The 23,635-nt window shown below is 64.8% G+C and carries 25 protein-coding genes, 2 pseudogenes and 1 riboswitch; of the genes and pseudogenes, 15 read left to right on the forward strand and 12 right to left on the reverse strand.

Annotated elements, in window-relative coordinates:
- Nucleotides 1-18: 18 nt before the first annotated feature.
- The 3 genes from ampG to BLQ74_RS20515 all read right to left on the reverse strand — a co-directional run bounded on the left by ampG (nucleotide 19) and on the right by BLQ74_RS20515 (nucleotide 3,168).
- The gene (gene ampG / locus BLQ74_RS20505; RefSeq protein WP_090265716.1) at nucleotides 19-1,830 is read right to left on the reverse strand and encodes an MFS transporter AmpG; all 1,812 of its coding nucleotides are present in this window, start codon (nucleotides 1,828-1,830) and stop codon (nucleotides 19-21) included.
- 40 nt (nucleotides 1,831-1,870) lie between these two features.
- Nucleotides 1,871-2,239: an MGMT family protein gene (locus BLQ74_RS20510; RefSeq protein ID WP_090265719.1), complete on the reverse strand. Its 369-nt coding sequence runs from the start codon at nucleotides 2,237-2,239 to the stop codon at nucleotides 1,871-1,873.
- Nucleotides 2,240-2,409: 170 nt separating this feature from the next.
- Nucleotides 2,410-3,168: an SDR family oxidoreductase gene (locus BLQ74_RS20515; protein WP_090265723.1), complete on the reverse strand. Its 759-nt coding sequence runs from the start codon at nucleotides 3,166-3,168 to the stop codon at nucleotides 2,410-2,412.
- A gap of 105 nt (nucleotides 3,169-3,273) precedes the next feature.
- On the opposite strand from BLQ74_RS20515, the gene BLQ74_RS20520 reads away from it, so the two are divergent.
- The 13 genes and pseudogenes from BLQ74_RS20520 (at nucleotide 3,274) to BLQ74_RS20575 (ending at nucleotide 13,761) form a co-directional block, all read left to right on the forward strand.
- Nucleotides 3,274-4,011, forward strand: coding sequence for a HugZ family pyridoxamine 5'-phosphate oxidase (locus BLQ74_RS20520; protein ID WP_090265726.1), 738 nt, complete (start codon nucleotides 3,274-3,276; stop codon nucleotides 4,009-4,011).
- A gap of 65 nt (nucleotides 4,012-4,076) precedes the next feature.
- The gene (locus tag BLQ74_RS20525) at nucleotides 4,077-4,544 is read left to right on the forward strand and encodes an FxsA family protein (RefSeq protein ID WP_090265729.1); all 468 of its coding nucleotides are present in this window, start codon (nucleotides 4,077-4,079) and stop codon (nucleotides 4,542-4,544) included.
- Nucleotides 4,545-4,736: 192 nt separating this feature from the next.
- Complete coding sequence (locus tag BLQ74_RS20530; protein WP_003094064.1) at nucleotides 4,737-5,030, forward strand: co-chaperone GroES; 294 nt, start codon at nucleotides 4,737-4,739, stop codon at nucleotides 5,028-5,030.
- A gap of 51 nt (nucleotides 5,031-5,081) precedes the next feature.
- Nucleotides 5,082-6,722, forward strand: coding sequence for a chaperonin GroEL (gene groL, locus BLQ74_RS20535; protein ID WP_090265732.1), 1,641 nt, complete (start codon nucleotides 5,082-5,084; stop codon nucleotides 6,720-6,722).
- A 116-nt stretch (nucleotides 6,723-6,838) separates the two neighbouring features.
- A riboswitch (Fluoride riboswitch) is annotated at nucleotides 6,839-6,901 on the forward strand.
- A 63-nt stretch (nucleotides 6,902-6,964) separates the two neighbouring features.
- Nucleotides 6,965-7,348 (forward strand): fluoride efflux transporter CrcB, encoded by a 384-nt coding sequence (gene crcB, locus BLQ74_RS20540; protein ID WP_090265734.1) that lies wholly within the window; start codon nucleotides 6,965-6,967, stop codon nucleotides 7,346-7,348.
- A 17-nt stretch (nucleotides 7,349-7,365) separates the two neighbouring features.
- The gene (locus tag BLQ74_RS20545) at nucleotides 7,366-7,689 is read left to right on the forward strand and encodes a DUF190 domain-containing protein (RefSeq protein ID WP_090265737.1); all 324 of its coding nucleotides are present in this window, start codon (nucleotides 7,366-7,368) and stop codon (nucleotides 7,687-7,689) included.
- A 137-nt stretch (nucleotides 7,690-7,826) separates the two neighbouring features.
- A complete protein-coding gene (locus tag BLQ74_RS20550; protein WP_090265739.1) occupies nucleotides 7,827-8,510 on the forward strand; it encodes a response regulator transcription factor in 684 nt (227 codons plus the stop codon).
- Nucleotides 8,500-9,777: a sensor histidine kinase gene (locus tag BLQ74_RS20555; RefSeq protein ID WP_090265742.1), complete on the forward strand. Its 1,278-nt coding sequence runs from the start codon at nucleotides 8,500-8,502 to the stop codon at nucleotides 9,775-9,777. Before BLQ74_RS20550 ends, BLQ74_RS20555 begins: the two co-directional genes overlap by 11 nt.
- 85 nt (nucleotides 9,778-9,862) lie before the next feature.
- Complete coding sequence (locus BLQ74_RS20560; RefSeq protein ID WP_090265744.1) at nucleotides 9,863-10,534, forward strand: class I SAM-dependent methyltransferase; 672 nt, start codon at nucleotides 9,863-9,865, stop codon at nucleotides 10,532-10,534.
- A 38-nt stretch (nucleotides 10,535-10,572) separates the two neighbouring features.
- A pseudogene (locus BLQ74_RS27135) lies at nucleotides 10,573-10,674 on the forward strand (lipopolysaccharide kinase InaA family protein); the annotation flags it as partial.
- Nucleotides 10,671-10,898: a hypothetical protein gene (locus BLQ74_RS20565; RefSeq protein WP_090265746.1), complete on the forward strand. Its 228-nt coding sequence runs from the start codon at nucleotides 10,671-10,673 to the stop codon at nucleotides 10,896-10,898. The pseudogene BLQ74_RS27135 and the gene BLQ74_RS20565, both read left to right, overlap by 4 nt.
- A 96-nt stretch (nucleotides 10,899-10,994) precedes the next feature.
- The gene (gene pncB, locus BLQ74_RS20570; protein ID WP_090265749.1) at nucleotides 10,995-12,203 is read left to right on the forward strand and encodes a nicotinate phosphoribosyltransferase; all 1,209 of its coding nucleotides are present in this window, start codon (nucleotides 10,995-10,997) and stop codon (nucleotides 12,201-12,203) included.
- Between the two features lie 82 nt (nucleotides 12,204-12,285).
- The gene (locus BLQ74_RS20575; RefSeq protein WP_090265750.1) at nucleotides 12,286-13,761 is read left to right on the forward strand and encodes a helicase HerA-like domain-containing protein; all 1,476 of its coding nucleotides are present in this window, start codon (nucleotides 12,286-12,288) and stop codon (nucleotides 13,759-13,761) included.
- Nucleotides 13,762-13,818: 57 nt separating this feature from the next.
- On the opposite strand, the gene BLQ74_RS20580 is transcribed toward BLQ74_RS20575, so the two are convergent.
- The 5 genes and pseudogenes from BLQ74_RS20580 to BLQ74_RS20595 all read right to left on the reverse strand — a co-directional run bounded on the left by BLQ74_RS20580 (nucleotide 13,819) and on the right by BLQ74_RS20595 (nucleotide 20,089).
- On the reverse strand, nucleotides 13,819-15,708 hold the full coding sequence (locus BLQ74_RS20580) for a methyl-accepting chemotaxis protein (RefSeq protein ID WP_090265754.1): 1,890 nt from the start codon (nucleotides 15,706-15,708) through the stop codon (nucleotides 13,819-13,821).
- A 333-nt stretch (nucleotides 15,709-16,041) separates the two neighbouring features.
- The gene (locus BLQ74_RS28185) at nucleotides 16,042-16,806 is read right to left on the reverse strand and encodes a methyl-accepting chemotaxis protein (protein WP_425287510.1); all 765 of its coding nucleotides are present in this window, start codon (nucleotides 16,804-16,806) and stop codon (nucleotides 16,042-16,044) included.
- Between the two features lie 90 nt (nucleotides 16,807-16,896).
- Nucleotides 16,897-18,051, reverse strand: a pseudogene (locus BLQ74_RS28190) (cache domain-containing protein); the annotation flags it as partial.
- An 84-nt stretch (nucleotides 18,052-18,135) separates the two neighbouring features.
- Complete coding sequence (locus tag BLQ74_RS20590; protein WP_090265759.1) at nucleotides 18,136-19,602, reverse strand: inorganic phosphate transporter; 1,467 nt, start codon at nucleotides 19,600-19,602, stop codon at nucleotides 18,136-18,138.
- A gap of 265 nt (nucleotides 19,603-19,867) precedes the next feature.
- Nucleotides 19,868-20,089, reverse strand: coding sequence for a hypothetical protein (locus tag BLQ74_RS20595; protein WP_090265762.1), 222 nt, complete (start codon nucleotides 20,087-20,089; stop codon nucleotides 19,868-19,870).
- A 248-nt stretch (nucleotides 20,090-20,337) separates the two neighbouring features.
- On the opposite strand from BLQ74_RS20595, the gene BLQ74_RS20600 reads away from it, so the two are divergent.
- The gene (locus BLQ74_RS20600) at nucleotides 20,338-20,649 is read left to right on the forward strand and encodes a PsiF family protein (RefSeq protein ID WP_090265765.1); all 312 of its coding nucleotides are present in this window, start codon (nucleotides 20,338-20,340) and stop codon (nucleotides 20,647-20,649) included.
- Nucleotides 20,650-20,814: 165 nt separating this feature from the next.
- Here the strand turns inward: BLQ74_RS20600 and BLQ74_RS27965 are convergent, their stop codons facing one another.
- The 3 genes from BLQ74_RS27965 to dmeF all read right to left on the reverse strand — a co-directional run bounded on the left by BLQ74_RS27965 (nucleotide 20,815) and on the right by dmeF (nucleotide 23,004).
- Complete coding sequence (locus tag BLQ74_RS27965; RefSeq protein ID WP_280139883.1) at nucleotides 20,815-20,949, reverse strand: hypothetical protein; 135 nt, start codon at nucleotides 20,947-20,949, stop codon at nucleotides 20,815-20,817.
- A gap of 125 nt (nucleotides 20,950-21,074) precedes the next feature.
- The gene (locus tag BLQ74_RS20605; RefSeq protein ID WP_090265768.1) at nucleotides 21,075-21,974 is read right to left on the reverse strand and encodes a pseudouridine synthase; all 900 of its coding nucleotides are present in this window, start codon (nucleotides 21,972-21,974) and stop codon (nucleotides 21,075-21,077) included.
- Between the two features lie 73 nt (nucleotides 21,975-22,047).
- Complete coding sequence (dmeF, locus tag BLQ74_RS20610; protein ID WP_090265771.1) at nucleotides 22,048-23,004, reverse strand: CDF family Co(II)/Ni(II) efflux transporter DmeF; 957 nt, start codon at nucleotides 23,002-23,004, stop codon at nucleotides 22,048-22,050.
- Nucleotides 23,005-23,066: 62 nt separating this feature from the next.
- Between dmeF and BLQ74_RS20615 the strand changes: the two genes are divergently transcribed.
- On the forward strand, nucleotides 23,067-23,345 hold the full coding sequence (locus tag BLQ74_RS20615) for a metal/formaldehyde-sensitive transcriptional repressor (protein WP_090265773.1): 279 nt from the start codon (nucleotides 23,067-23,069) through the stop codon (nucleotides 23,343-23,345).
- A gap of 4 nt (nucleotides 23,346-23,349) precedes the next feature.
- Here BLQ74_RS20615 and BLQ74_RS20620 read toward each other — a convergent pair whose 3' ends face one another.
- Nucleotides 23,350-23,580, reverse strand: a complete 231-nt coding sequence (locus BLQ74_RS20620) for a DUF2789 domain-containing protein (protein ID WP_090265776.1) — start codon at nucleotides 23,578-23,580, stop codon at nucleotides 23,350-23,352.
- Between the last annotated feature and the right edge of the window lie 55 nt (nucleotides 23,581-23,635).

Below are 23,635 nucleotides of genomic sequence, written 5' to 3' on the forward strand. Positions count from 1 at the left end.
TTTGCATCGGCCTTGCGCTCAGCTGCGCTCCGCGCTGCCCTGCACCGCCGGCACCTCGTCGGCAACCGTCGAGGCGCCGTTGGGCATGCCGTTGTTGCGGCGCAGCCAGAGCCAGCCGATCAGCAGCAAGGTGGGAATACCGAGGATGGCGGTAAAGAAGAAGAACTGCTCGTAGCCCATGCTCTCGACCATGCTGCCGGAGTAGCCGCCGATGAAGCGCGGCAGCAGCAGCATGGTGGAGCTGAGCATGGCGTACTGGGTGGCGGAGAACTTCAGGTTGGTCAGGCTCGACAGGTAGGCGACGAAGGCCGAGGCGGCCAGGCCGCCACTGAAATTGTCGAGCATGATGGTCAGCACGAACATGCTGACATGCGGCTCCAGCTCCTTGAGCAGGGTGAAGACGTCCTGCCCGGCGATGCTCGGATCACTGATCGGGCCCATGTGCGCGAGCATGGAGAACAGCAGGTTGGTCGCCGCCGAGGCCGCGCCACCGAGGAAGAGAATCGGCAGGATGCTGAAGCGGGCGATCAGCAAGCCTCCCGCGGCGGCACCGAGCAGCGTCATGATCACGCCGAACAGCTTGCTGACGGTGGCGATCACGTCCTTGGAGAAGCCCATGTCGATGTAGAACACCCCGGCCATCACGCCCATCACGGTGTCCGAAAGGCGATAGGTGGAGATCAGTCCCAGCAGCAGCAATGCCTGCCAGCGATAGCGCCGCACGAATTCGGTGATGGGCGTCAGCACCGGGGCCATGAGCAGGCGGCCCGGCGCGGAAACGCAACTCAGCGCGATCAGCAGGTAGAGGCTGCCCAGCCACAGTTTTCCGGCATGGAAGGAATTGGTCATGGCGGTGCCGGTGACCAGCAGGATGATCAGCACTATCACCGAAACCGCCTGGTGCACGAAGTCGAACTGCGGCACCCCCTTGCCGTGCACCGCCAGCAGCAGGGGTCGGCGGACCTTCGACAGCAGTTCGCGGACCGGACGGATTTGCTTGCGCCCGCGCGGGGTCAGGCACATGGCGATGAAGATGGCGTAAAGCGCCGCGCGCGGCCAGGCGGAGTTGGTCAGCGCGGTGAGCATGGCCGGCAGGGAGATCAGCAGCACCAGCAGTTGCAGCACCGAGAGCAACTGGTGATTGAAGGCGAAGGTCGAGCCGCCGATGGGCTGCGCTTGCACGTTCACCGGCGGCTCGCGCATCAGCAGGCTGGTGAGCAGGCCGGGCAGGATGAGCAGGGAGAAGAGTGCATAGGTCAGGCCCCAGGCGCTCTGGCTGTAGTGAATGGCACTGGAACCGAACCACTCGGCGAAGAACAGCGCACCCGCGCTGGCCAGCAGCACTGCCGCCCGGTAGCCGGTCATGTAGCAGGCGGCGAGGGCGGCCTGGCGCGTGTCCTCGGCGATTTCCAGGCGGTAGGCATCGATGGCGATGTCCTGGGTGGCCGAGGCGAAGGCCACCACCAGGGCCAGGCCGATCAGCCAGGGCAGGTGTTGCTGCGGGTTGCACAGGGCCATGCCGAGCAGGCCGATGGCGATCAGCGTCTGGGAGAAGACCAGCCAGGAGCGGCGGCGTCCCAGCTTGCCGATCAATGGCAGGCGCCATTGGTCGAGCATCGGCGACCAGACCCATTTGAAGGCATACACCAAGCCAAGCCAGCTGGCGAAACCAATGGTCTCGCGCGCCACGCCGGCCTCTCGCAGCCATACCGAGAGCGTGGTGAAAACCAGCATCGTCGGCAGTCCGGCAGCGAAGCCGAGCAGCAAAAGCGCGAGACTGGCGGGAGATTTGTAGGCAACCAACGCCTCTCGCCAGGAATGCTCTGTCATGGATTGGTTTCCAGCACGCAAAAAATTATCGCGAACTCTACTAGGAGAGCTGGTTGCTAAGCCAGCCGTGCCGACGTATGTCCACCCGGTCGTTGTGGATTCGCACGCCCTCGGCGCGCAGGCGTGCCCGTTGCTCGTCGCCACTCGGACTGCCCAGCGGCAGGCTGATGCGTCCACCGGCGGCGATCACCCGGTGCCAGGGTAGACGCGAATCTTCCGGCAACTGGCCGAGAATGCGTCCGACCAGACGCGCGGCGCGCCCGAGTCCGGCCAGGGCGGCCAGCTCGCCATAGCTCACGACGAAGCCTTGCGGCACCTGGGACAGCGCCAGGTAGATCGCCTCGCGCCGCATCTGCTGGCTTTGCCGATCCGGGGCGCTGGGCGCAGATGGAGAGGGACGCTGGCACATGGAGGGCTCCGGCGGGACTGAGGTGTGCGGCAAGCATATCGGCTGGCGCATCGTCGGCAAGCGCCTCAAGCATCCCGGCGTTCGTTCCGGCGCTTGGCGGAAGCTAGCCTGGCCTGCCCCATAAAAAAGCCCCGCGCAGGGCGGGGCTTTTTCATGGCTGGGGCCGAGCCTTACAGGCGCAGACCGCCGTCCAGTTCCAGCACGCGGCCGGTGTAGTAATCGTTCTCGAGGATGTAGGCCACCGAGTGGGCGATCTCGTCCGGACGGCCGAGGCGCTTGAGCGGAATGCCGGAGGTCATCTTTTCCAGGGCTTCCGGTTTCATGCTGGCGACCATTTCGGTCTCGATGAAGCCGGGGGCCACGCCTGCCACGCGAATGCCGTAGCGCGCCAGTTCCTTGGCCCAGACCACGGTGTCGGCGGCGACCCCGGCCTTGGCCGCGGAATAGTTGGCCTGGCCCATGTTGCCGGCGCGCGAGATCGAGGAGATGTTGATGATCGCGCCCTGGTTGCCCAGTTCGATCATCTTCGCCGCCACTTCGCGGGTGCAGAGGAACACGCCGGTCAGGTTGACGTCGATCACCGACTGCCATTGCGCCAGGCTCATCTTGGTCATCTGGCCATCCTTGACCTTGATGGTCAGGCCGTCGCGAAGGATACCGGCATTGTTCACCAGGCCATTGATAGCGCCGAAGTCGCTGGCGACCTGGGCCACCATGTGGGTAACCTGTTCTTCGTTCGCTACGTTGCACAGATAGGCACGGGCATCGCCACCGGCGGCCTTGCAGGCGCTCACCGCGTCATCCAGCCGTTCCTGGTTGAGGTCGACCAGCGCCAGCTTCGCGCCCTTGGCGGCGAGGAACTCGCCCATCGCGCGGCCCAGGCCCTGGCCGCCACCGGTGATGATGATGACCTTGTCTTGCAGTTGCATCTTGAAACCCCTACGAGCAGTTCTGGTGAATAGCCTCGCCGGCGACTGTGAACAGATGAACAGTGCCCGTCCGTTTGCGACGGATTCTCAACGAGGAGTCATAAGGTGAGCGTGAAAGCTGCCAAGCATGCCCGAGAAATGCTGCTCAAGGAATACCGCGGTGTGCTCTCTACCCAGTCGAAGAAATGGCCGGGCTTCCCTTTCGGATCAGTGGTCCCCTACTGCCTGGACGCGCTCGGTCGGCCGCTGATCCTGATCAGCCGGATCGCCCAGCACACCCATAACCTGCAGGCCGACGCCAAGTGCTCGTTGCTGATCGGCGAGCGCAATGCCGACGACGTCCAGGCCGCCGGACGCCTGACGCTGCTGGCCGAGGCGCAGCAACTGGTCGATGTCGCCGAGATCGATGCCGCGGCGACGCGCTACTACCGTTATTTCCCAGCCTCGCGTGACTACCACAAGGCCCACGATTTCGATTTCTGGGTTCTGCAGCCGGTGCAATGGCGCTATATCGGCGGTTTCGGCGATATCCACTGGCTGGGCGCCGACAGCGTGACGCTGGACAATCCCTTCGCCGGCGAGGTGGAGGCGGGGATGGTCGCGCACATGAACAGCGACCATGCCGAGGCCATTGCGCATTATCTGGCGCTGGCCGGCCTGGCAGCGGGCGATGCGCCCGAACTGGCCGGAATCGATACAGAAGGTTTCCACCTGCGCGTCGGCGCGACTCTGCACTGGTTGCCCTTCCCGGCGCCCTGCGGCAACCCTGGCGAGGTCCGTCAGGCCCTGGTCCTGCTCGCCCGCGCCCAAGCCTGGCCGGGAACCGAGGTGATCCAGGCTTGAAATCGTCCGGCGCTGGCGCCACCTAAGGAAATATCCGGGCTGACGCCCCGCCAAGGACCCCGATAATGCGTGTTTCCCTGTTCCTCCTGCTGCTCTTCCCGTTGATCGAACTGGCCTTGCTGATCAAGGTCGGCAGCATCATCGGGGTCGGCTGGACCCTGTTCCTGATCATCGCCAGCGCCTTCATCGGCGCGGCCCTGTTGCGCGTGGCCGGTGTCGCCACCGCCTGGCGCGCCCGTGAACGCCTGGCGCGTGGCGAACTGCCCGAGCAAGAGATGCTCGAAGGCCTGCTGATCGCCGTCGGTGGCGGTCTGCTGATGCTGCCCGGCTTCATCAGTGACATCCTCGGCATCCTCTGCCTGATCCCCTTCACCCGCCGTCTGCTGCTCAGCGGCGTGCGGCGGCGTATCCAGGAGCAGGCACTGCGCCAGCGCGCCTTCGCCGACGATCCGCAGGCCCAGAGCCGCGGTCCGCAAGGGCCGAACGTGATCGAGGGCGAGTACGAGCGGCGCGACAGCGATCGCCTGCGCTGAAATTTTTTTCGTCACGGCCTTGAAATGCCCTGGGGCGACCTTATGTAGCAGGCACCGCAAGGTCCCTGTCGCTTGGACAGGCTGTCTTACGCGGCTCGCCCGTCGAGCCGCAAACCGGCGAAGCCGGATTCAACAAAACTTGCCGGACATTGATCCGGCCGTTGGAAACCACTGTTTGGGAGAGTTACGACTATGAAGCTTCGTCCTCTGCATGACCGCGTCGTTATCCGTCGCAGCGAGGAAGAAACCAAGACCGCAGGCGGCATCGTGCTGCCGGGTTCCGCAGCCGAGAAGCCGAACCGTGGCGAAGTAGTCGCTGTCGGCACCGGCCGCGTGCTGGACAACGGCGAAGTTCGCGCTCTGGCAGTGAAAGTGGGTGACAAGGTGGTATTCGGTCCGTATTCGGGCAGCAACGCCATCAAAGTCGATGGCGAAGAGCTGCTGGTGATGGGCGAGTCCGAGATCCTCGCCGTCCTGGAAGACTGATCCGTCCGCCCCTTCCCGTTTTCATCGCATTCGATTTAGAGGAAAGAGAACATGGCTGCCAAAGAAGTTAAGTTCGGCGATTCCGCTCGTAAGAAAATGCTGGTCGGCGTGAACGTGCTGGCCGATGCCGTCAAGGCCACCCTCGGCCCGAAAGGCCGTAACGTCATCCTGGACAAGAGCTTCGGTGCTCCGACCATCACCAAGGACGGCGTTTCCGTCGCCAAGGAAATCGAACTCAAAGACAAGTTCGAGAACATGGGCGCGCAACTGGTGAAAGACGTGGCCTCCAAGGCCAACGACGCTGCCGGTGACGGCACCACCACCGCTACCGTTCTGGCTCAGGCCATCGTCAACGAAGGCCTGAAGGCCGTCGCTGCCGGCATGAACCCGATGGACCTGAAGCGCGGCATCGACAAGGCCACCGTGGCCATCGTCGCCCAGCTCAAGGCCCAGGCCAAGCCGTGCGCCGACACCAAGGCCATCGCCCAGGTCGGCACCATCTCCGCCAACTCCGACGAATCCATCGGCAACATCATTGCCGAAGCCATGGACAAGGTCGGTAAAGAAGGCGTGATCACCGTTGAAGAAGGCTCGGGCCTGGAAAACGAACTGTCCGTCGTAGAAGGCATGCAGTTCGACCGTGGCTACCTGTCGCCCTACTTCATCAACAAGCCGGACACCATGGTCGCCGAACTCGACGGCCCGCTGCTGCTGCTGGTCGACAAGAAAATCTCCAACATCCGCGAAATGCTGCCGGTGCTGGAAGCTGTCGCCAAGGCCGGTCGCCCGCTGCTGATCGTCGCTGAAGACGTCGAAGGCGAAGCCCTGGCCACTCTGGTGGTCAACAACATGCGTGGCATCGTCAAGGTCGCGGCCGTCAAGGCTCCGGGCTTCGGCGACCGCCGCAAGGCCATGCTGCAGGACATCGCCATCCTGACCGGCGGCACCGTGATCTCCGAAGAAGTCGGCCTGAGCCTGGAAGGCGCCACCCTGGAGCACCTGGGTAACGCCAAGCGCGTGGTTCTGAGCAAAGAAAACACCACCATCATCGATGGCGCTGGCGCTCAAGCCGACATCGAAGCTCGCGTCCTGCAGATCCGCAAGCAGGTCGAAGAGACTTCCTCCGACTACGACCGTGAGAAGCTGCAAGAGCGCCTGGCCAAGCTGGCCGGCGGTGTTGCCGTGATCAAGGTTGGCGCTGCCACCGAAGTCGAGATGAAAGAGAAGAAAGCCCGCGTTGAAGACGCCCTGCACGCTACCCGCGCTGCTGTGGAAGAAGGCGTGGTTCCTGGCGGCGGTGTCGCCCTGGTTCGTGCTCTGCAGGCCATCGAAGGCCTGAAGGGCGACAACGAAGACCAGAACGTCGGTATCGCCCTGCTGCGTCGCGCTGTCGAAGCGCCGCTGCGCCAGATCGTCGCCAACTCCGGTGACGAGCCGAGCGTCGTAGTCGACAAGGTCAAGCAAGGTGCCGGCAACTTCGGCTACAACGCTGCCACTGGCGTCTACGGCGACATGATCGAGATGGGTATCCTCGATCCGGCCAAAGTCACCCGTTCGGCGCTGCAAGCCGCTGCCTCCATCGGCGGCCTGATGGTCACCACCGAAGCCATGGTTGCTGAAGTGGCCGACGACAAAGCCGCTCCGGCCATGCCGGACATGGGCGGCATGGGCGGCATGGGCGGCATGATGTAAGCCACCCGGCCCCTGGCTGTGGAAAAGCCCCGCTTCGGCGGGGCTTTTCTTTGCCGGTCGAGAATGCGGGCGCCCAAGCGCCGAGGCTTCATCCCGGCAGGCCTTTGTGCCAAGATTCGCCGCCAGGAGATGGCATTCCTCCTTAAACCGCCCCCGTGGCTGATGATGCCTACGCATACACCTGGAAAGGCGCGTAGGCGCTCGCCTGCGGCCTGTCCGAAGCTCCCTGGAAGGACAGGATCATGTGCAAACCCATTCTCGCCATTGCCATAGGCGCCGCGCTCGGCGCGCTGTTGCGCTGGTTCCTCGGCCTCAAGCTGAACAGCCTGCTGCCCTCGATTCCCCCCGGCACCCTGACCGCCAACCTGGTCGGTGGCTACATCATCGGTGCGGCCGTCGCCTACTTCGCCAGCGCGCCGGGAATCGCGCCAGAATGGCGGTTATTCATCATTACCGGCTTCTGCGGGGGGCTGACGACCTTCTCCACCTTCTCGGTGGAAATCGTCAGCCTGTTGCAGGAAGGGCGCTTGGTCTGGGCGATGGGGGCGATCGCCCTGCATGTGAGCGGTTCGCTGCTGATGACGTTGCTCGGGCTGCTCACCGGCAACTGGCTGATGGGCAAGTGAGCGACAGGAGCACCCGGATGAACGGCTTTCAATTGACCTTTTTCACCCAGCAGGATCGCCGCCACGCCGGCCTGCCGCTGGCCCAGTGGCTGCTCGAGGAAGCGCGCCGGCAGAAGATTCGCGGCGCCACGCTGGTCTCCGCCAGCGAAGGCTTCGGCCGCAGCGGGCGCATCCACGCCGCGCACTTCTGTGAGCTGGCCGATCAGCCCCAGGAGGTGACCATGGTCGTCAGCGCCGAGGAAGCCGAGCGCTTCTTCGAACGCCTGCGAGCTGCCCAGGTCCAGCTGTTCTACGTGAAGACGCCGATCGAGTTCGGCGTGCTCGGCGTCGATCCCGACTAGAAGGCTTTCTCCCTGTGCCGCGCCAGTCGTGGCGGCGCGGGATTCTTTTGTTTGTTGAATAAATGTGAAAAAAATGTCAAAGACGCTTAAGTTCCATTTAAGGGCGCTAGGCTACGCTGCTCGTTAAGGAGAGGCAGATGCGGATTTTGTTGGTAGAAGATAACCGGGACATTCTCGCCAATATGGCGGATTACCTGGGGCTCAAGGGCTATACGGTGGATTGCGCGCAGGATGGGTTGTCTGGCCTGCACTTGGCGGCGACCGCGCATTACGATCTGATCGTGCTCGATGTCATGCTGCCCGGGCTGGATGGCTTTACTCTCTGCCGTCGCCTGCGCGAAGACGCCCGCCGCGATACCCCGGTGATCATGCTGACTGCCCGCGACCAACTGGATGACCGCCTGCAAGGATTCCGCTCGGGCGCCGACGATTACCTGCTCAAGCCTTTTGCCCTGTCCGAGCTGGCCGCGCGCATCGAAGCGGTGCTGCGGCGTACCCAGGGGGGCGGACGCCGCGAGCTTCAGGTCGCGGACCTCAGCTATAACCTCGATACCCTTGAAGTCAATCGCGCGGGCAAGCCGCTGAAACTCAACCCCATCGGACTCAAGCTGCTGGCGGTATTGATGCAGAAGAGCCCGCATGTGGTGCGTCGCGACGTCCTCGAAGAAGCCGTATGGGGCGACGACTGCCCCGACAGCGACAGCCTGCGCAGCCATGTTCACCAGCTTCGCCAGGTGATCGACAAACCGTTCGCCATGTCTTTGCTGCACACCGTGCACGGTGTGGGCTATCGCCTGGCGGAGGACACGAATGGAGTATAAGCAGAGCCTTTCCCGTCGGATTGTCTTTGCTTTCGTGCTCATGACCGCCCTGGTCGGCGGATTGTTTTCGGTAGGCATCGTCGGCGTGGTGCATGTGGTCGAGGAGCGGCTGATCTCCCACGACCTCGGCGGGGAAATGGACCGCATCATCAATGAAGATCTGCTCAGCGGCCGGGGCCCGCGGCTCGATCCCGGCATGCGCTTCTTCATCAGCGATGGCATGGGCGTCTACGCGATGCCGCCAGCGCTGCAGCGCCTGGAAGAGGGCTTCCACGAAGTCTTCGACGGCGAGTTGTCGTTCCATGCCCTGGTCCGCGACAGCTATGGTCGGCGCTTCGTGCTGCTGCAGGATCAGAGCGATTTCGAGGCCCGCGAACAGATTCTCTACGCCGCCGTGGTCACCGGCTACGTGGTCAGCCTGGCGTTCGCCGGGCTGCTCGGCTGGCTGCTCTCGCGCAAGGTGATGGAGCCGGTGGCGCGGCTGGCGCGGCAGGTTCGTCATCGCGACCAGTTACTCGACCTCGCGCCGCCGCTGGCGCCGGACTACGCCAGTGACGAGGTGGGTGAGCTCGCCTCGGCGTTCGATTACGCGATGGGCAAGCTGCACGATGTGCTGAACCGGGAAAAACTCTTCACCAGCGACGTCAGCCATGAGTTGCGCACGCCGCTGATGGTCATCGCCAGCAGTTGCGAGCTGCTCGCCGAAGACGCCAGCCTCGGCCCGCGGGCGCGCAACCAGGTGGCACGGATCGCCGCCGCCAGCGAGGAAATGCGCGATCTGGTGCAGACCTTCCTGATGCTCGCGCGCGCGCGCACCAAGGACCTCGGGATAGCGCCCCAGGCCGGCGTGCTGAGCGTCGCCGATGATCTGGTGGCGCAATGGCGCGAGCCGATCGAAGCGAAGGGGCTGGCGCTGATCTACCAGCCCGACGCCGTACCGGCGGGGCAGTTCAACGCCGCCTTCCTGCGCTCGGTGATGAGCAACCTGCTGCGCAACGCCATGCACTACACCGATAGCGGGCATATCCGGTTGCAACTGTGCGACAGCGGATTCGTCATCGAAGACACCGGCGAAGGCATTCCGGAAGAGCACCGCGAACGCATGTTCCAGCCCTTCGTCCGCGGCGCCTCGCAGCGCGGAGAGGGGCTTGGCCTGGGGCTTTCGCTGGTGAAACGCATCTGCGCCGCGGCAGGCTGGGAGGTCAGCCTGCATCCGGCGCAACCCCACGGCTGCCGGTTCGAGGTTCGCCTGGCGTCCGTCGCCTGACGTTTTTTTCACCTGGGCTTGACCGCTGCACAACAGGCCAAGCCGTAGTTTTCCGTACAAGAAATGAGCAGGTAAAAAAACAATCATGCGCGACAAGCCAGGAGAGTTCGTGTTTTCTGAACAATACGAACGCACGCATGTTGCCCGTGATGTCTCCGCGCAGCCGGGCGGCCTTGCGCGGAAAGTGCTCGACTGGCGCTTCATCCAGGTCGCGCGTAACGCCCTCAAGCTGGCTGACCAGCCTTGTCTGGTGCTGGATCTGCCCTGTGGCGTCGGTGGCGCCTGGTCATTGCTCGCCGAGAAGGACAATCGCGTGATCATCGGCGCGGACCATTCCGCCGAGCTGATCGAACAGGTCTGCGCGGGCCAGCCCGCGGAGGTCGCCAAGCGCGTCCAACCGCTACAGACCTCGGCTCTCTCTATCGAACTGTCGGAGAACTCCGTCGACTGCATCTTCTCCATGGACCTGGTGCATCGCCTCGGCGAGGCGGATGAGCGCCTGACGATGCTGCGCGAGTTTCACCGCGTGACGCGTGACAGCGTCATCCTGTCGACCTGGGTCGATGGCAACCTGAAAGCCTGGCGGCAGCGGCGCGGCGAGTCAGCGCGGCAACCGGGCGCCAGCCAGCCGCCGCGGGTGATCCCGGCTCGTTGTCTGGAGGAGGAGTTTCGCCAGGCGGGCTTCATCGTACAGAAGCACATCGATCTCATCCCGCTGCTGCATATGTGGCGAATTTACATCTTGCGCAAAGAGTAATGGCAGAGCGCCGATCCGGCTGCTCACCCTTACCGTGCCAGGCAAAACACCGTTCGTCGTGGGCAGAAGCGCAATGGCAGGCCTTTGTCTATGGTTACCAAACGGCGTTTGGCAGCGCCATCAAAGGGTTGCAGACATGAAATTAGAAATCACGCGAAGTTTGCTCCTCCTCGGCGCCCTGGGCATCGCGACATTGGCCGCCGCGGCCTGGCACGAGCCGTCCCCCGGCGTCATCGATAGCCCATCGCATCTGGCCAACTGCCGTGTGCCGCCCAACGTGCAGGCCAAGCAGGCGGCGAGGCCGGACCACGATCTGCTGCTGTTCCTCTTCGGCCTGTCCCAAGGGGGCATCGCCCCCCGTTGATCGGCCTGTGCCGAAGCCCCGCTGCGGCGGGGTTTTTTATGTGGCCAGCGGTCGTCATCCCGTAGACTGCAGGCTGATCACGATCATGAGAAGAACATGGGCGATTCAGTCTTTTCCCCGCAGGCGGTGCAGAGTCTGCTGGATACCGACCTGTACAAGCTGAGCATGATGCAGGCGGTGCTGCACAACTACCCGAACGCCGAGGTGGAGTGGGAGTTCCGCTGCCGCAACCATGAAGACCTGCGGCCCCATCTGGCGTTGATCCGCGAACAGATCGAGGCGCTCGCCGAGCTGAGTTTCAGCGCCGAGGAACTGGCCTTCCTCGAAGGTATTCCCTTCTTCAAGGCGGACTTCATCCGTTTCCTCGGCCTGTTCCGCTTCAATCCCCGCTATGTCTTCACCGGCGTCGAAAACGGCGAGTTCTACCTGCGCCTGAAGGGCCCCTGGCTGCATGTGATTCTCTACGAGGTGCCGTTGCTGGCGTGCATCAGCGAGGTACGCAACCGCCAGCGTTATCCACAGGTGAGCCTGGCGTCGGTGCGCGAGCGCCTGCAGGCCAAGCTCGACTGGCTGCGTGGCGAGGCGTCGGCGGAAGAGCTGAGCGGTTTCAAGATGGCCGACTTCGGCACCCGGCGGCGTTTCTCCTATGCCGTGCAAGAGTCTGTGGTGGGTGAGCTGAAGGCGTCCTTTCCGGGGCAGTTCGTCGGTACCAGCAACGTGCACCTGGCGCGCATGCTCGATCTCAAGCCGCTGGGCACCATGGCCCACGAGTGGCTGATGGCGCACCAGCAGCTCGGCCCGCGGCTGATCGATAGCCAGATCGCCGCCCTGGATTGCTGGGTGCGCGAATACCGTGGCCAGCTCGGCATCGCCCTGACCGACTGCATCACCATGGATGCCTTCCTGCGCGACTTCGACCTCTACTTCGCCAAGCTCTTCGATGGCCTGCGGCATGACTCCGGCGATCCGCTGATCTGGGCCGAGAAAGCCATCGCCCATTACGAAAAGCTCGGCGTCGATCCCCGCAGCAAGACCCTGGTGTTCTCCGACGGCCTCGATCTGCCGCGGGCCTTGCACATCTACCGGGCGCTGCGCGGCCGCATCGACGTCAGCTTTGGCATCGGCACCCATTTCACCTGCGATATCCCTGGCGTCGAGCCGATGAATATCGTGCTCAAGATGACCGCCTGCAACGGCCAGCCGGTGGCGAAGATTTCCGACACGCCGGGCAAGATGCAGTGCAACGACGAGAACTTCGGGCGCTATCTCAAGCACGTTTTCCGGGTCGACGCGTCCTCCGGCTGAAAGTGCCTGGCCGAGATTGCGCTGGGCCGTCCGAGGCGCCAGTCTTGCTGCTGACGCTGTTCTTTCACCAGGGGAAGCAAGGATGTCAGCAAGCAACCAACTCATCATCGGCGCCGGCGCGGACGGCCAAGCCATCGGGCAGGCCTGGAAACTGGCCAACCGCCATGGACTGATCGCCGGCGCCACCGGCACCGGCAAGACCGTGACCTTGCAACGCCTGGCGGAGAGCTTCAGCGATGCCGGCGTGGCGGTGTTCGCCGCCGACATCAAGGGCGACCTGTGCGGCCTTGGCGCGCCGGGCAATCCCCAGGGCAAGGTGGCCGAGCGCATCGCCGGCATGCCCTGGCTGAACTACCAGGCCAAGGCCTATCCGCTGAGTCTCTGGGACGTCGCCGGCAAGACCGGCCACCCGCTGCGCACTACCCTCAGTGAAATGGGGCCGCTGCTGCTGGGCAATCTCCTGGAGCTGACCGACAGCCAGCAGGCCGCGCTCTTCGCCGCCTTCAAGGTGGCCGACCAGCAAGGCCTGCTGCTGCTCGACCTGAAGGACCTCAAGGCGTTGCTCAATCACCTCAAGGATCACCCGGAAGTGCTCGGCGAGGACCGCGCGCTGTTCACCGGCGCCTCCGCCCAGGCGCTGTTGCGGCGCCTGGCGACCCTGGAGCAGCAGGGCGCCGAGGCTTTCTTCGGCGAGCCGGCGCTGCAACTGGAAGACCTGCTGCGGGTCGATGCCGACGGTCGCGGGCGTATCCACCTGCTCGATGCCAGCAAGCTGGTGCATGAAGCGCCCAAGGTCTACGCGACCTTCCTGCTCTGGCTGCTGGCCGAGCTGTTCGAGCAGCTGCCTGAACGCGGCGATGCCGACAAACCGATCCTGGCGCTGTTCTTCGACGAGGCGCACCTGCTGTTCAACGGCACGCCCAAAGCTCTGCACGACCGCCTGGAGCAGGTGGTGCGGCTGATCCGCTCCAAGGGCGTCGGCGTCTACTTCGTCACCCAGTCGCCCAGCGACCTGCCCGACGATGTCCTGGCCCAGCTCGGCCTGCGCATCCAGCACGGCCTGCGCGCCTTCACCGCCAAGGAGCAGAAGTCCTTGCGCGCGGTGGCCGACGGCTTCCGTCCGAATCCAGCCTTCGACACCTTGCAGGTGCTCACTGAACTGGGCATTGGCGAGGCCCTGGTCGGCACCCTGGAAGAGAAGGGCACCCCGGCCGTGGTCCAGCGCGTCGCCGTGGCGCCGCCGCAGTCGCGGATCGGCCCGCTGAGCGAGGCCGAGCGCGCCGAGCTGATCCGCCGCTCACCGCTGGTCGGGCGTTACGACAAGCCGATCGACCGCGAATCGGCCTACGAAATGCTCACCGGGCGCACCGAGCAGAAAATGGCGCCGAGCGAGAACAAATCCGACCTGGGCAGCAGCCTGGGCGGCATGGCTGGGGAAATTCTCGGCAGTCTGGCCAGCCAGACCATGAAGACGGTGGTGCGCCAGGCGGCCAACCAGATCGGCCGGGAGCTGGTGCGCGGGCTCATGGGCTCGTTGCTGGGCGGCAAGCGGCGGTAGGGCGATCGGCCGTAAAAAAAGGCGCCCGAAGGGCGCCTTTTTTCGTGTTGCCGGCGCTTAGATGCGGAAGCTGTCCACCAGGTGGCGCAGGCGTCCGGCCTGGCTTTCCAGGTCGGCGCAGGCGCGCAGGGTGGCTTGCAGGTTTTCCACGCCTTCCTGGTTGAGGGTGTTGATTTCGGTGATGTCCATGTTCAGCGAATCGACCACGGCAGTCTGTTCCTCGGTGGCGGTGGCCACCGACTGGTTCATCGAGTCGATCTCGCTGATGCGTCCGGTGACGCTGGCCAGGCGCTGACCGGCGCGGTTGGCGATCTCCACGCTTTCCAGGCTGTAGCGCTGGCTCTCGGTCATGGTCGCCACGGCTTCGCGGGCGCCGACCTGCAGTTCCTCGATCATGCCCTGGATCTGCTGTGCCGATTCCTGGGCGCGATGGGCCAGGTTGCGCACCTCGTCGGCGACCACGGCGAAACCGCGTCCGGCCTCGCCGGCGCGGGCGGCTTCGATGGCGGCGTTGAGGGCGAGCAGGTTGGTCTGTTCGGAGATGCCTTTGATGACTTCAAGGATCTGCCCGATATTCACCGTGCGGCTGTTCAGCGCTTCGATGTGGGTGTTGGCGTAGCTGATCTTCTCGGACAGCTGGTTCATCGCGGCGATGGTCTGCTCCACCACCTGGCGGCCGTCGCCGGCCTGGTGGCTGGCGTCGCTGGCGTGATGCGAGGCATCGGCGGCGTTGCGCGCGATTTCCTGGGCGGCGGCGCCCAGTTCGTTGATCGCCGCGGCGACGCTGTTGGTGCGGTTGGCCTGCTCGTCGGAGTTGGCCATCGACGAGTTAGAGGCGTTGACCACCAGTTGCGAGACATCGTGCAACTGGCGCGCGGTGCCGGCGACTTCGCGGATGGATTCGTGGATGCGTTCGACGAAGCGGTTGAAGGCGTTGGCCAGGGCGCCGAATTCGTCACGGCTGGCCACCGCCAGGCGTTTGGTCAGATCACCCTCGCCCTGGGCGATGTCCTGCATGGCGCGGCCCATGGCGGTGAGCGGCTGCATCAGTACGCGGATCAGCATGCCCAGCAGCAGGATGATGGCGACGATGGCGACCAGCGCGGCGATCACCGCCGAGGTGCGGAACTTACTCAGCGCCGCATAGGCCTTGTCCTTGTCGATGGACAGGCCGATGTACCAGTTCACCGACGGCAGGCCTTTCACCTGGGTGAAGCTGAGGATGCGGGTGGCGCCGTTCAGCTCGCTTTCGCTGAAGCCACTGCCGATCCGCGGGGTGTTCCGCGGATAGATTTCGCTGAGGTTCTTCATCACCTGCTGTTTGTCCGGGGCGACCAGGACCTTGCCGTCGCCGCTGACCAGGAAGGCATAGCCCATGCCGTCGAAGTCCAGCGAGTTGATGATCTGCACGATGGCTTGCAGGCTGAGGTCGCCACCGACGACGCCGATGTTCTTGCCGGCGGATTCGGCCGGCGTGGCGATGGTGATGATCAGTTGCTGGGTGGCGGCGTCCACGTAGGGTTCGGTGAGGGTGGTGCCGCCGGCGGCCACGGCGTCCTTGTACCAGGGCCGGGTGCGCGGGTCATAACCGTCCGGCATCTTGTCGTTCGGCCGCATGGTGAAGCTGCCGTCGGCCTGGCCGAGGTAGGCGAAGGAGAAGGTGGAGGCCAGTGCCTTCTGTTCCAGCAGCGGCCCGAGGTTGGCCGCCGAGGTGTCGCGGCCGATGGTTTGCGCGGTCTGCTCGACCAGCAACAGACGGCCGCTGAGCCAGTTCTGGATGTTGCTCGCGGTGACCGCGCCCATCTCGTGCAGATAGCTCTCCAGGTTGGCGCGGATGGCATTGCGCTGGAGATAGTCGTTGTACAGGGTGAAGAGGGCGAAAGCGGCGAAAACCACCAGGGAAGCGGCCAGCAGGATCTTGTGGCTGAACTTCAGGTTTTTCATCATCTTGTGTTGCGTCCAGGAGTGGGAGCCAGTGATTGGCGGGGTCTCGGCGATGGATCCGATGTCCTTGTTATTGTCCGCGCGCGGGGTGGTGCGGCGGCTGGGGCCTGGCGCGCGGATGGCGCGTCGGCCGGGTGGCACTCCTGTGCCGGAAAGCCCTTGCCTAGGGCTGCTGGGTTTGCGGGCCGAGAAGGCTCGCAAACGTCCTAGCTAGAAGTCGGCATTTTCCTCGTTGAGCTTTAGCGAGGCAGACGAACGGTTGTGTCGGCGCCGCGAACTGCGGCAGCCGATACGCAAGAGGCGCCCGTGGGGCGCCTCTTTGCCTTCCGCCGACGCTTAGATGCGGAAGCTGTCCACCAGGTGGCGCAGGCGTCCGGCCTGGCTTTCCAGGTCGGCGCAAGCGCGCAGGGTGGCTTGCAGGTTTTCCACGCCTTCCTGGTTGAGGGTGTTGATTTCGGTGATGTCCATGTTCAGCGAATCGACCACGGCGGTCTGCTCCTCGGTGGCGGTGGCCACCGACTGGTTCATCGAGTCGATCTCACTGATGCGCCCGGTGACGCTGGCCAGGCGCTGACCGGCGCGGTTGGCGATCTCCACGCTTTCCAGGCTGTAGCGCTGGCTCTCGGTCATGGTCGTCACGGCTTCGCGGGCGCCGACCTGCAGTTCCTCGATCATGCCCTGGATCTGCTGCGCCGATTCCTGGGCGCGATGGGCCAGGTTGCGCACCTCGTCGGCGACCACGGCGAAACCGCGTCCGGCCTCGCCGGCGCGGGCGGCCTCGATGGCGGCGTTGAGGGCGAGCAGGTTGGTCTGCTCGGAGATGCCTTTGATGACTTCGAGGATCTGCCCGATGTTCACCGTGCGGCTGTTCAGCGCTTCGATGTGGGTGTTGGCGTAGCTGATCTTCTCGGACAGTTGGTTCATCGCGGCGATGGTCTGTTCCACCACCTGGCGGCCGTCGCCGGCCTGGTGGCTGGCATCGCTGGCATGGTGCGAGGCATCGGCGGCGTTGCGCGCGATTTCCTGGGCGGCGGCGCCCAGTTCGTTGATCGCCGCGGCGACGCTGTTGGTGCGGGTGGCCTGCTCGTCGGAGTTGGCCATCGACGAGTTGGAGGCGTTGACCACCAGTTGCGAGACATCGTGCAACTGGCGCGCGGTGCCGGCGACTTCGCGGATGGATTCGTGGATGCGTTCGACGAAGCGGTTGAAGGCGTTGGCCAGGGTGCCGAATTCGTCGCGGCTGTTGACCGCCAGGCGCTTGGTCAGGTCGCCTTCGCCCTGGGCGATGTCCTGCATGGCGCGGCCCATGTCGGTGAGCGGTTGCATCAGCACGCGGATCAGCATGCCCAGCAGCAGCACGATGGCAACGATGGCGATCAGGGTGGCGATCAGCGCCGAGGTGCGGAAGTCACTCAAGGCGGCGTAGGCCTTGTCCTTGTTGAGGACCAGGGCGACGTACCAGCTCACGCCCGGCAGGCCCTGAATCTGGGTCATGGAAACCAGTTGGGTCTTGCCGTTCAGCTCGACCTCCTGCACGCCGCTGCGGGTTTTCGGCGCGCCTTGCGGGTAAACCTCGCTGAGGTTCTTGAACACCAGGCCGCTGTCCGGGTGGAGGAGGATCTTGCCGGCGTCGCTGACCAGGAAGGCATAGCCTTCGCCGTCGAATTTCAGCGAGTTGATGATGGCGGTGATGGTTTCCAGCTTCATGTCGCCGGCGGCCACGCCGAGCAGTTGGCCGTTGCGCATGACCGGCATGGACATGGCGAGGATCGGCTCCTTGGTGCCGGCGTCGAGGAAGGGCTCGGTGACGATCAGCCGGCCGGCGGCCACGGCGTCCTTGTACCAGCCGCGCTGGCGCGGGTCGTAGCCATCCGGCATGGGCGCGTAGGGACGCAGGGTGAAGGCGCCGCTGGCGGCTTCGCCGAGGTACACCGAGCCGAAGTTCTTCTGCAGCACGCTCTGCTCCAGGACGTGCTGGGTATGTTCGGCGCTCGGCTCGCTCTCGGCGAGTTGCCCGGCCTGCATTTCCACCAGGTGGATGCGGCCTTCCAGCCAGCTCTGGATGTTGTTGGCGGTCAGGCTGCCGAGGTCGTGCAGAGTGGATTCGGTATTGGCCTGGATCGCCTCGCGCTGGCGGAAGTCGTTGAAGAGGATGAAGCAGGCGAAGGCGAAGATGACCACGAGGGAGGCCGCCAGAAGAATCTTCTTGGCGAAGGACAGCGAGCGAAGCATGAAGGAAGCATCCTGCGGTGAAACGAAGAGTGTGCAGGTTGTGTCGGCAACGTCTGACAGAACTTTAGGGGTGTCGGATTTGTGGCGTGGATTTTTCGACATCCACGGCGTCATCCCCTGGCCGAGGTTTTACGCGGCCCGAAACGCACGACGCCTGCACTGGGCAGGCGTCGTGGCGGCAGTGTCGTCGGTCGGCGATCAGTAGAAGCGCGAGGCCAGCCAGAACAGGCCGGCGGCCAGGCCGATGGAGACCGGCAGGGTGAGTACCCAGGCCATGACGATGTTGCGGATGGTGCCGCCCTGCAGACCGCTGCGGTTGGCGATCATGGTGCCGGCGACGCCGGAGGACAGCACGTGGGTGGTCGACACCGGCAGGCTGTAGATGTTGGCCAGGCCGATCATCGCGGTGGCGGTGAGCTGGGCGCTGATGCCCTGGGCATAGGTCATGCCCTGCTTGCCGATCTTCTCGCCGACGGTCAGCACCACGCGTTTCCAGCCGACCATGGTACCGACGCCGAGCGCCATGGCGATGGCGATGATCACCCAGAAGGGCGCGTATTCGGTGGTGGTGGTCAGGTCTTTGCGCAGCTTGTCCAGGTCGGCCTTTTCACGGGCGGGCAGGCTGTCCAGCTTGCCGACCTTCTTCGCCGTGTCGTCCAGGCACAGCAGGTAGCGGCGCACTTGCACGCGGGTCTCGTCGGACAGTTCGTTGTAGCTGGAGATGCCGTTGATATCGCTGAGCAGGCCCTTCAGCGTGGCTTCCGTCTGTTTCGCTTCGCAACGGTACAGGTCGGGCATTTCGCTGCTGTTCTTGCCCAGCGCGAGGATGTCGCCGAGCACGTCGGTGTGGCGCTGGTAGAACTGGCTCAGGTGCACTGCGGCGTCGCGGGTGCGCTCGATCTGGTAGGTGGTGCTGTTGAGGTCGAGGACGAACTTGCCCGGGACGATGCCGATCAGCACCAGCATGATCAGGCCAATGCCTTTCTGGCCGTCGTTGGAGCCGTGCACGAAGCTCACGGTCATCGCCGACAGCACCAGGACCAGGCGGTTCCAGAACGGCGGGTGCTTCTTCTCGTCGACTTCGCGGCGGGTTTCCGGCGTCTTGTGCATCTTCGACAGCGGGTACATCCACTTCAGCCCGAGCAGCAGCAGCGCCGCCACCAGGAAGCCGGCCATGGGCGAGAAGATCAGCGACATGCCGATGTCGATCGCTTTCTGCCAGTTCACCCCGTCGGCCAGCGGAACGCCGGTGATCAGCGCATTGGCCAGGCCGACGCCGAGGATCGAGCCGATCAGGGTGTGCGAGCTGGAGGCGGGGATGCCGAAGTACCAGGTGCCGAGGTTCCAGGTGATGGCCGCGGCCAGCAGCGAGAACACCATGGCCAGGCCATGTCCGCTGTTGACGTTGATCAGCAACTCCACCGGCAGCAGGTGGACGATGGCATAGGCCACGCCGACGCCGCCGAGCAGGACGCCGAGGAAGTTGAACAGGCCGGAGAGGATCACCGCCCGATACGGCGACATGGCCTTGGTGTAGATCACCGTGGCCACGGCGTTGGCAGTGTCGTGGAAACCGTTGATGAATTCGAAGGCCAGGACGAAGGTGAGCGCCATTACCAGGCTGACACCTACCCAGACATCGATTCCGCTGAAGAGATCGAACATGAAGTTTTTGTGACCGGTCAGAGACGGGGCGGCGATTATGCCAGAACCGATGAAAATCGTCCGAAAGCCAAACGGAATCTCACAAGGGCGCGACACCTGGCCGCATACCCTCTAGCGTGCGGCTGAGCCTGCCGGATTACGCCAGGGCGAGGCTCCGCTGTACCTGTCCATCTGTCGGAAGGCTTTGATTCCTGAGGATAAATCCTTCGCGGAAAGCGGCGGCGTCGCTCACGCCGAAGCGCCTGGGAGCGACGCCATGCCGTTGTCAGCGTGGGTCCTTGTCGGCCTTCTGCTGCGCCTTGAGGCGCTCTTCCTCGATTTTCTGCAGTTCCCGGTCGAAGGCCTTGTCCAGCAGGTTGCGGCGCTTGCGCCAAGGTTTCTTGTCCGGGTCGGGTTGGGCGGCGTAGAGGGTGACTTCTCCGCCGTAGACATCCTTGTAACGTTTCTCCTGGCGCTCCAGTTCTGCGCGCAGTTCGTCTTTCGTCACGGGTGGTCCTAATGGTTGGTCTGTTTTCCAGGCTGCGACTCGGGTCGAGCCGATGCGGCGCTCTGCGGCGCCTGGGCAGTGTAGCCGGTGTGGCGGCGGGCGGGAGTATAGCGGTGGCATCCGTTTCCGGGATATTCATCCGTGCCGATCGGGAGCGGTCGCACAGCGGCCGCGGAAAGCCCGCAACTCGCACAACGATGACGGCGAGCTACGCTCAGGAAGCGATCAAACCTTAGGGAGACCACTCCATGCTCAAACTTCGCGTTCCTCTGCTGATGCTGGCCCTGCTGTTCTCGGCGCAAGGCTTCGCCGCCAGCACGGCGCAACAGGCGCAGCAGGAAAAAATGAAGACCTGCAACGCCGACGCCACCGCCAAGTCGCTCAAGGGCGACGAGCGCAAGGCCTTCATGAGCACCTGCCTGAAGGCCGGCGGCGACACGTCGACGAAGAAACTCACGCCGCAACAGGAGAAGATGAAGGCTTGCAACGCCGACGCCGCGACCAAGGCACTGGCGGGCGACGCGCGCAAGAAGTTCATGAGCGACTGCCTGAAGAAGTGACCGTGGGGATCGGCCAAGGGCAGCCATGGCTGCCCTTTTTCATGCCGGGTGGCGAATGCCCTGGATGCGCTCAGACACCCGAGCAGAGCAGCCAGGCCGCTGCCAGCAGGTAGAACAGCAGCGAGGCATCCCTCCTCAGTGGCCGGCTGGCGAGTTCGCGGACGCTCATGATTTGACTTCCGCCGACCAGTAGCCCTGGGCGTTGCGGAAGGGTTGCCGGGCCATCTGTTCCGGGCGGGTGATACCGGCCGCGAGCAGGGCATTGACCAGGGCGGAAAAGGATTTCGCTGAATAGCTCATGGACAGGCTCCTTACGTTCCGTGATCGGGACATGGCGCTTATGAAAGCGCGGTGGACGCCATCAACGGAAATGGATGTTCCTGCTTTTGACTATTGACGATATCGATGAAGAACCGCCGGACGGCCTACCAGTCCAGCTGTAGCTGACTGTCGAAGGCCCGCGCTTCGCCACTGAGCGGATCGACGAAGGCCAGGTGTCGCGCCAGCAGCTGCAGGGGCCGCGAGTAGTCGTCGCTGCGCCGTTGTTCTTCCGGCAGCAGCCGGGGGTAGAGCGGGTCGTTGCGCAGGGCGGCGCCGAGGGCGGCCATGTGCACGCGCAGTTGGTGGCGCTTGCCGGTCACCGGATAGAGCGCGTAGCGCCACCAGTGCTCGCCGCGCTCCAGCACCTCGATGCGGGTTTCGCTGTTCAGCGTGCCCTCGGCCTCGCGCATCAGGATGAAGGGCTCGCCATCGACCAGACGACTGCGCCGCACGTGGGGGAACTGCAGATGCGGCAGCGGTGCGGCGATGGCTTCGTAGCGCTTGTGCATGCGCCGTTCGCGGAACAGCGCCTGATAGGCGGCGCGGCTGGCTGGGTTGGCGGAGAACAGCACCAGCCCGGCGGTGGGCCGGTCGATGCGATGCAGCGGCACCAGCAGCGGGTTGTCCAGGCGCTTGGCCAGGCGCGCCAGCAGGGTTTCCTCGACGTACTGGCCGGACGGCGTCACCGGCAGGAAGTGCGGCTTGTCGGCCACCACCAGGTGCTCGTCGACGTGCAGGATGCGCTCGACGAAGGGGACCGGGGTTTCCTGCTCCACTTCGCGGAAATAGTGCACGCGCAGGCCCTCGCGATAGGCCGCGCTGGCGTCCAGCGGCCGGCCCTGGGCGTCCAGCACGCGGCCGCGCGCCATGCGCTCCAGCCAGGTCTGCCGGGGGATCGCCGGGAAGTGCGCGCACAGGCAGTCGAGCACGCTGGTCCAGGGGCCGGCCGGCAGGTGCAGGGTGCTGGCGCGCTGTTGCGCGGCGGAGAAGGCGGGGTTGGACATGGGCGGCTGCGGGCGGTTTCGGGGCGAGCATTAGGCCGCAGCCGCGGCCCTCCGTCAAAGGCCACCGGGCGGCTCAGGCCTTGCCGGCGTTGACCTCGATGGTGATGTGCACCAGCTCTTCGTGGATGCTCAGCAGCGCCTTGAAGTCATCGGCGCTGGCGCTGGACGCGGTGCTCAGGCTGAGCAGGCAGGCGTACTGGGCCTTGCCTACGCGCCACAGGTGCAGGTCGGTGATATGCGCCGGGTGCGGCCCGTCGGCGATGGCCTCGCGGATTTCCGCGGCCACCGGGGCGTCCATCTCGGCATCGAGCAGAACCCGGCTGCTCTGCCGCAGCAGTCCGACCGCCCAGATCGCCACCAGCGCGGCGCCGACGATACCCATCAGCGGATCGAGCCAGGCCGCGCCCCACAGGCTGCCGCCGAGCAGCGCGGCGATGGCCAGTACCGAGGTGGCGGCGTCGGCGACCACATGCAGGTAGGCGGCGCGCAGGTTGAGGTCGTGGCCATGCCCGTGGCCGTGCTCGTGGTGATGGTCGTGCCCGTGGTGGTCGTGGCCATGGTGGTGGCCGTGATGGTCATGGCCGTCCTTGAGCAGCCAGGCGCAGGCGAGGTTGACCAGCAGCCCGATCACGGCGATGACGATGGCCTGGGCGTAGTGGATGGGCGAGGGCGAGATCAGCCGCGCCACCGACTCGAAGAGCATCAGGCCGGCCACGCCAATCAGCAGCAGGGCGCTGGTATAGCTGGCCAGGACTTCGATCTTCCAGGTGCCGAAGGCGAAGCGTCCGTCGTGGCGATAGTGCCGCGATGCCACATAGGCGAGGAAGGCCAGGCCCAGGGCCAGGGCATGGGAACTCATGTGCCAGCCGTCGGCCAACAGGGCCATGGAGTTGAAGTACCAGCCGCCGGCGATCTCCACCACCATCATCAGCGCGGTCAGCACCACCGCGCGCAGGGTGTTTCTTTCCGCCAGCGGATTGCTTTCGTGGAAACTGTGGTCGTGCTGGCGTTCGACGGATGGCGCGTGCATGAGAGAATGTCCTGTAAAACCGGACGCATACTATACCCCAGTATACTTTCAGGAAGACAGATATGGCCCACACCATCCAAGACAAGCGCAAGCTGCTGACCCGCATCCGCCGCATCAAGGGGCAGAGCGAGGCGCTGGAACGCGCCCTCGAAACGGAAAGCGGCGATTGCACCGCGGTGCTGCAGCAGATCGCCGCCATCCGGGGCGCGGTCAATGGGCTGATGGCCGAGGTGCTGGAAGGGCACCTGCGCGAGCACCTGGGGGCGGAGGAGCGCACGCCGCAACAGCGCCAGGACGACCTGGAGCAGGTGATGACGGTGCTGCGCTCCTACCTGAAATGAGCGCTCAGTGGGACAGCCGCGCGGCCAGCTCGTCGACGTCCTCGGCCCAGTCGGAGTCGTCTTCCAGCGCCTCGCGGAGGAATGCCGCCTGAGCCGGGCTCCAGAACGGCGCTTCCGCCAGGGACTGGTCGGCGGCCAGGCGGTGGCCGGCGAGGAAGGCGTCGATCGCCTCGCTGTCGCTGGGCAGGCCCAGTTGCTCGAAGAGGGCGGCGAAGGTGTGTTGCGAGGTGTCCATGGCGGGCCTCCTGGGTGGTCTCGGTGGTCGGTGCATCAACTATAGGCGCTCGCGC

Origin of the sequence: Pseudomonas panipatensis, from assembly GCF_900099785.1 — a bacterium.
Taxonomy (GTDB): Bacteria; Pseudomonadota; Gammaproteobacteria; order Pseudomonadales; family Pseudomonadaceae; genus Pseudomonas; species Pseudomonas panipatensis.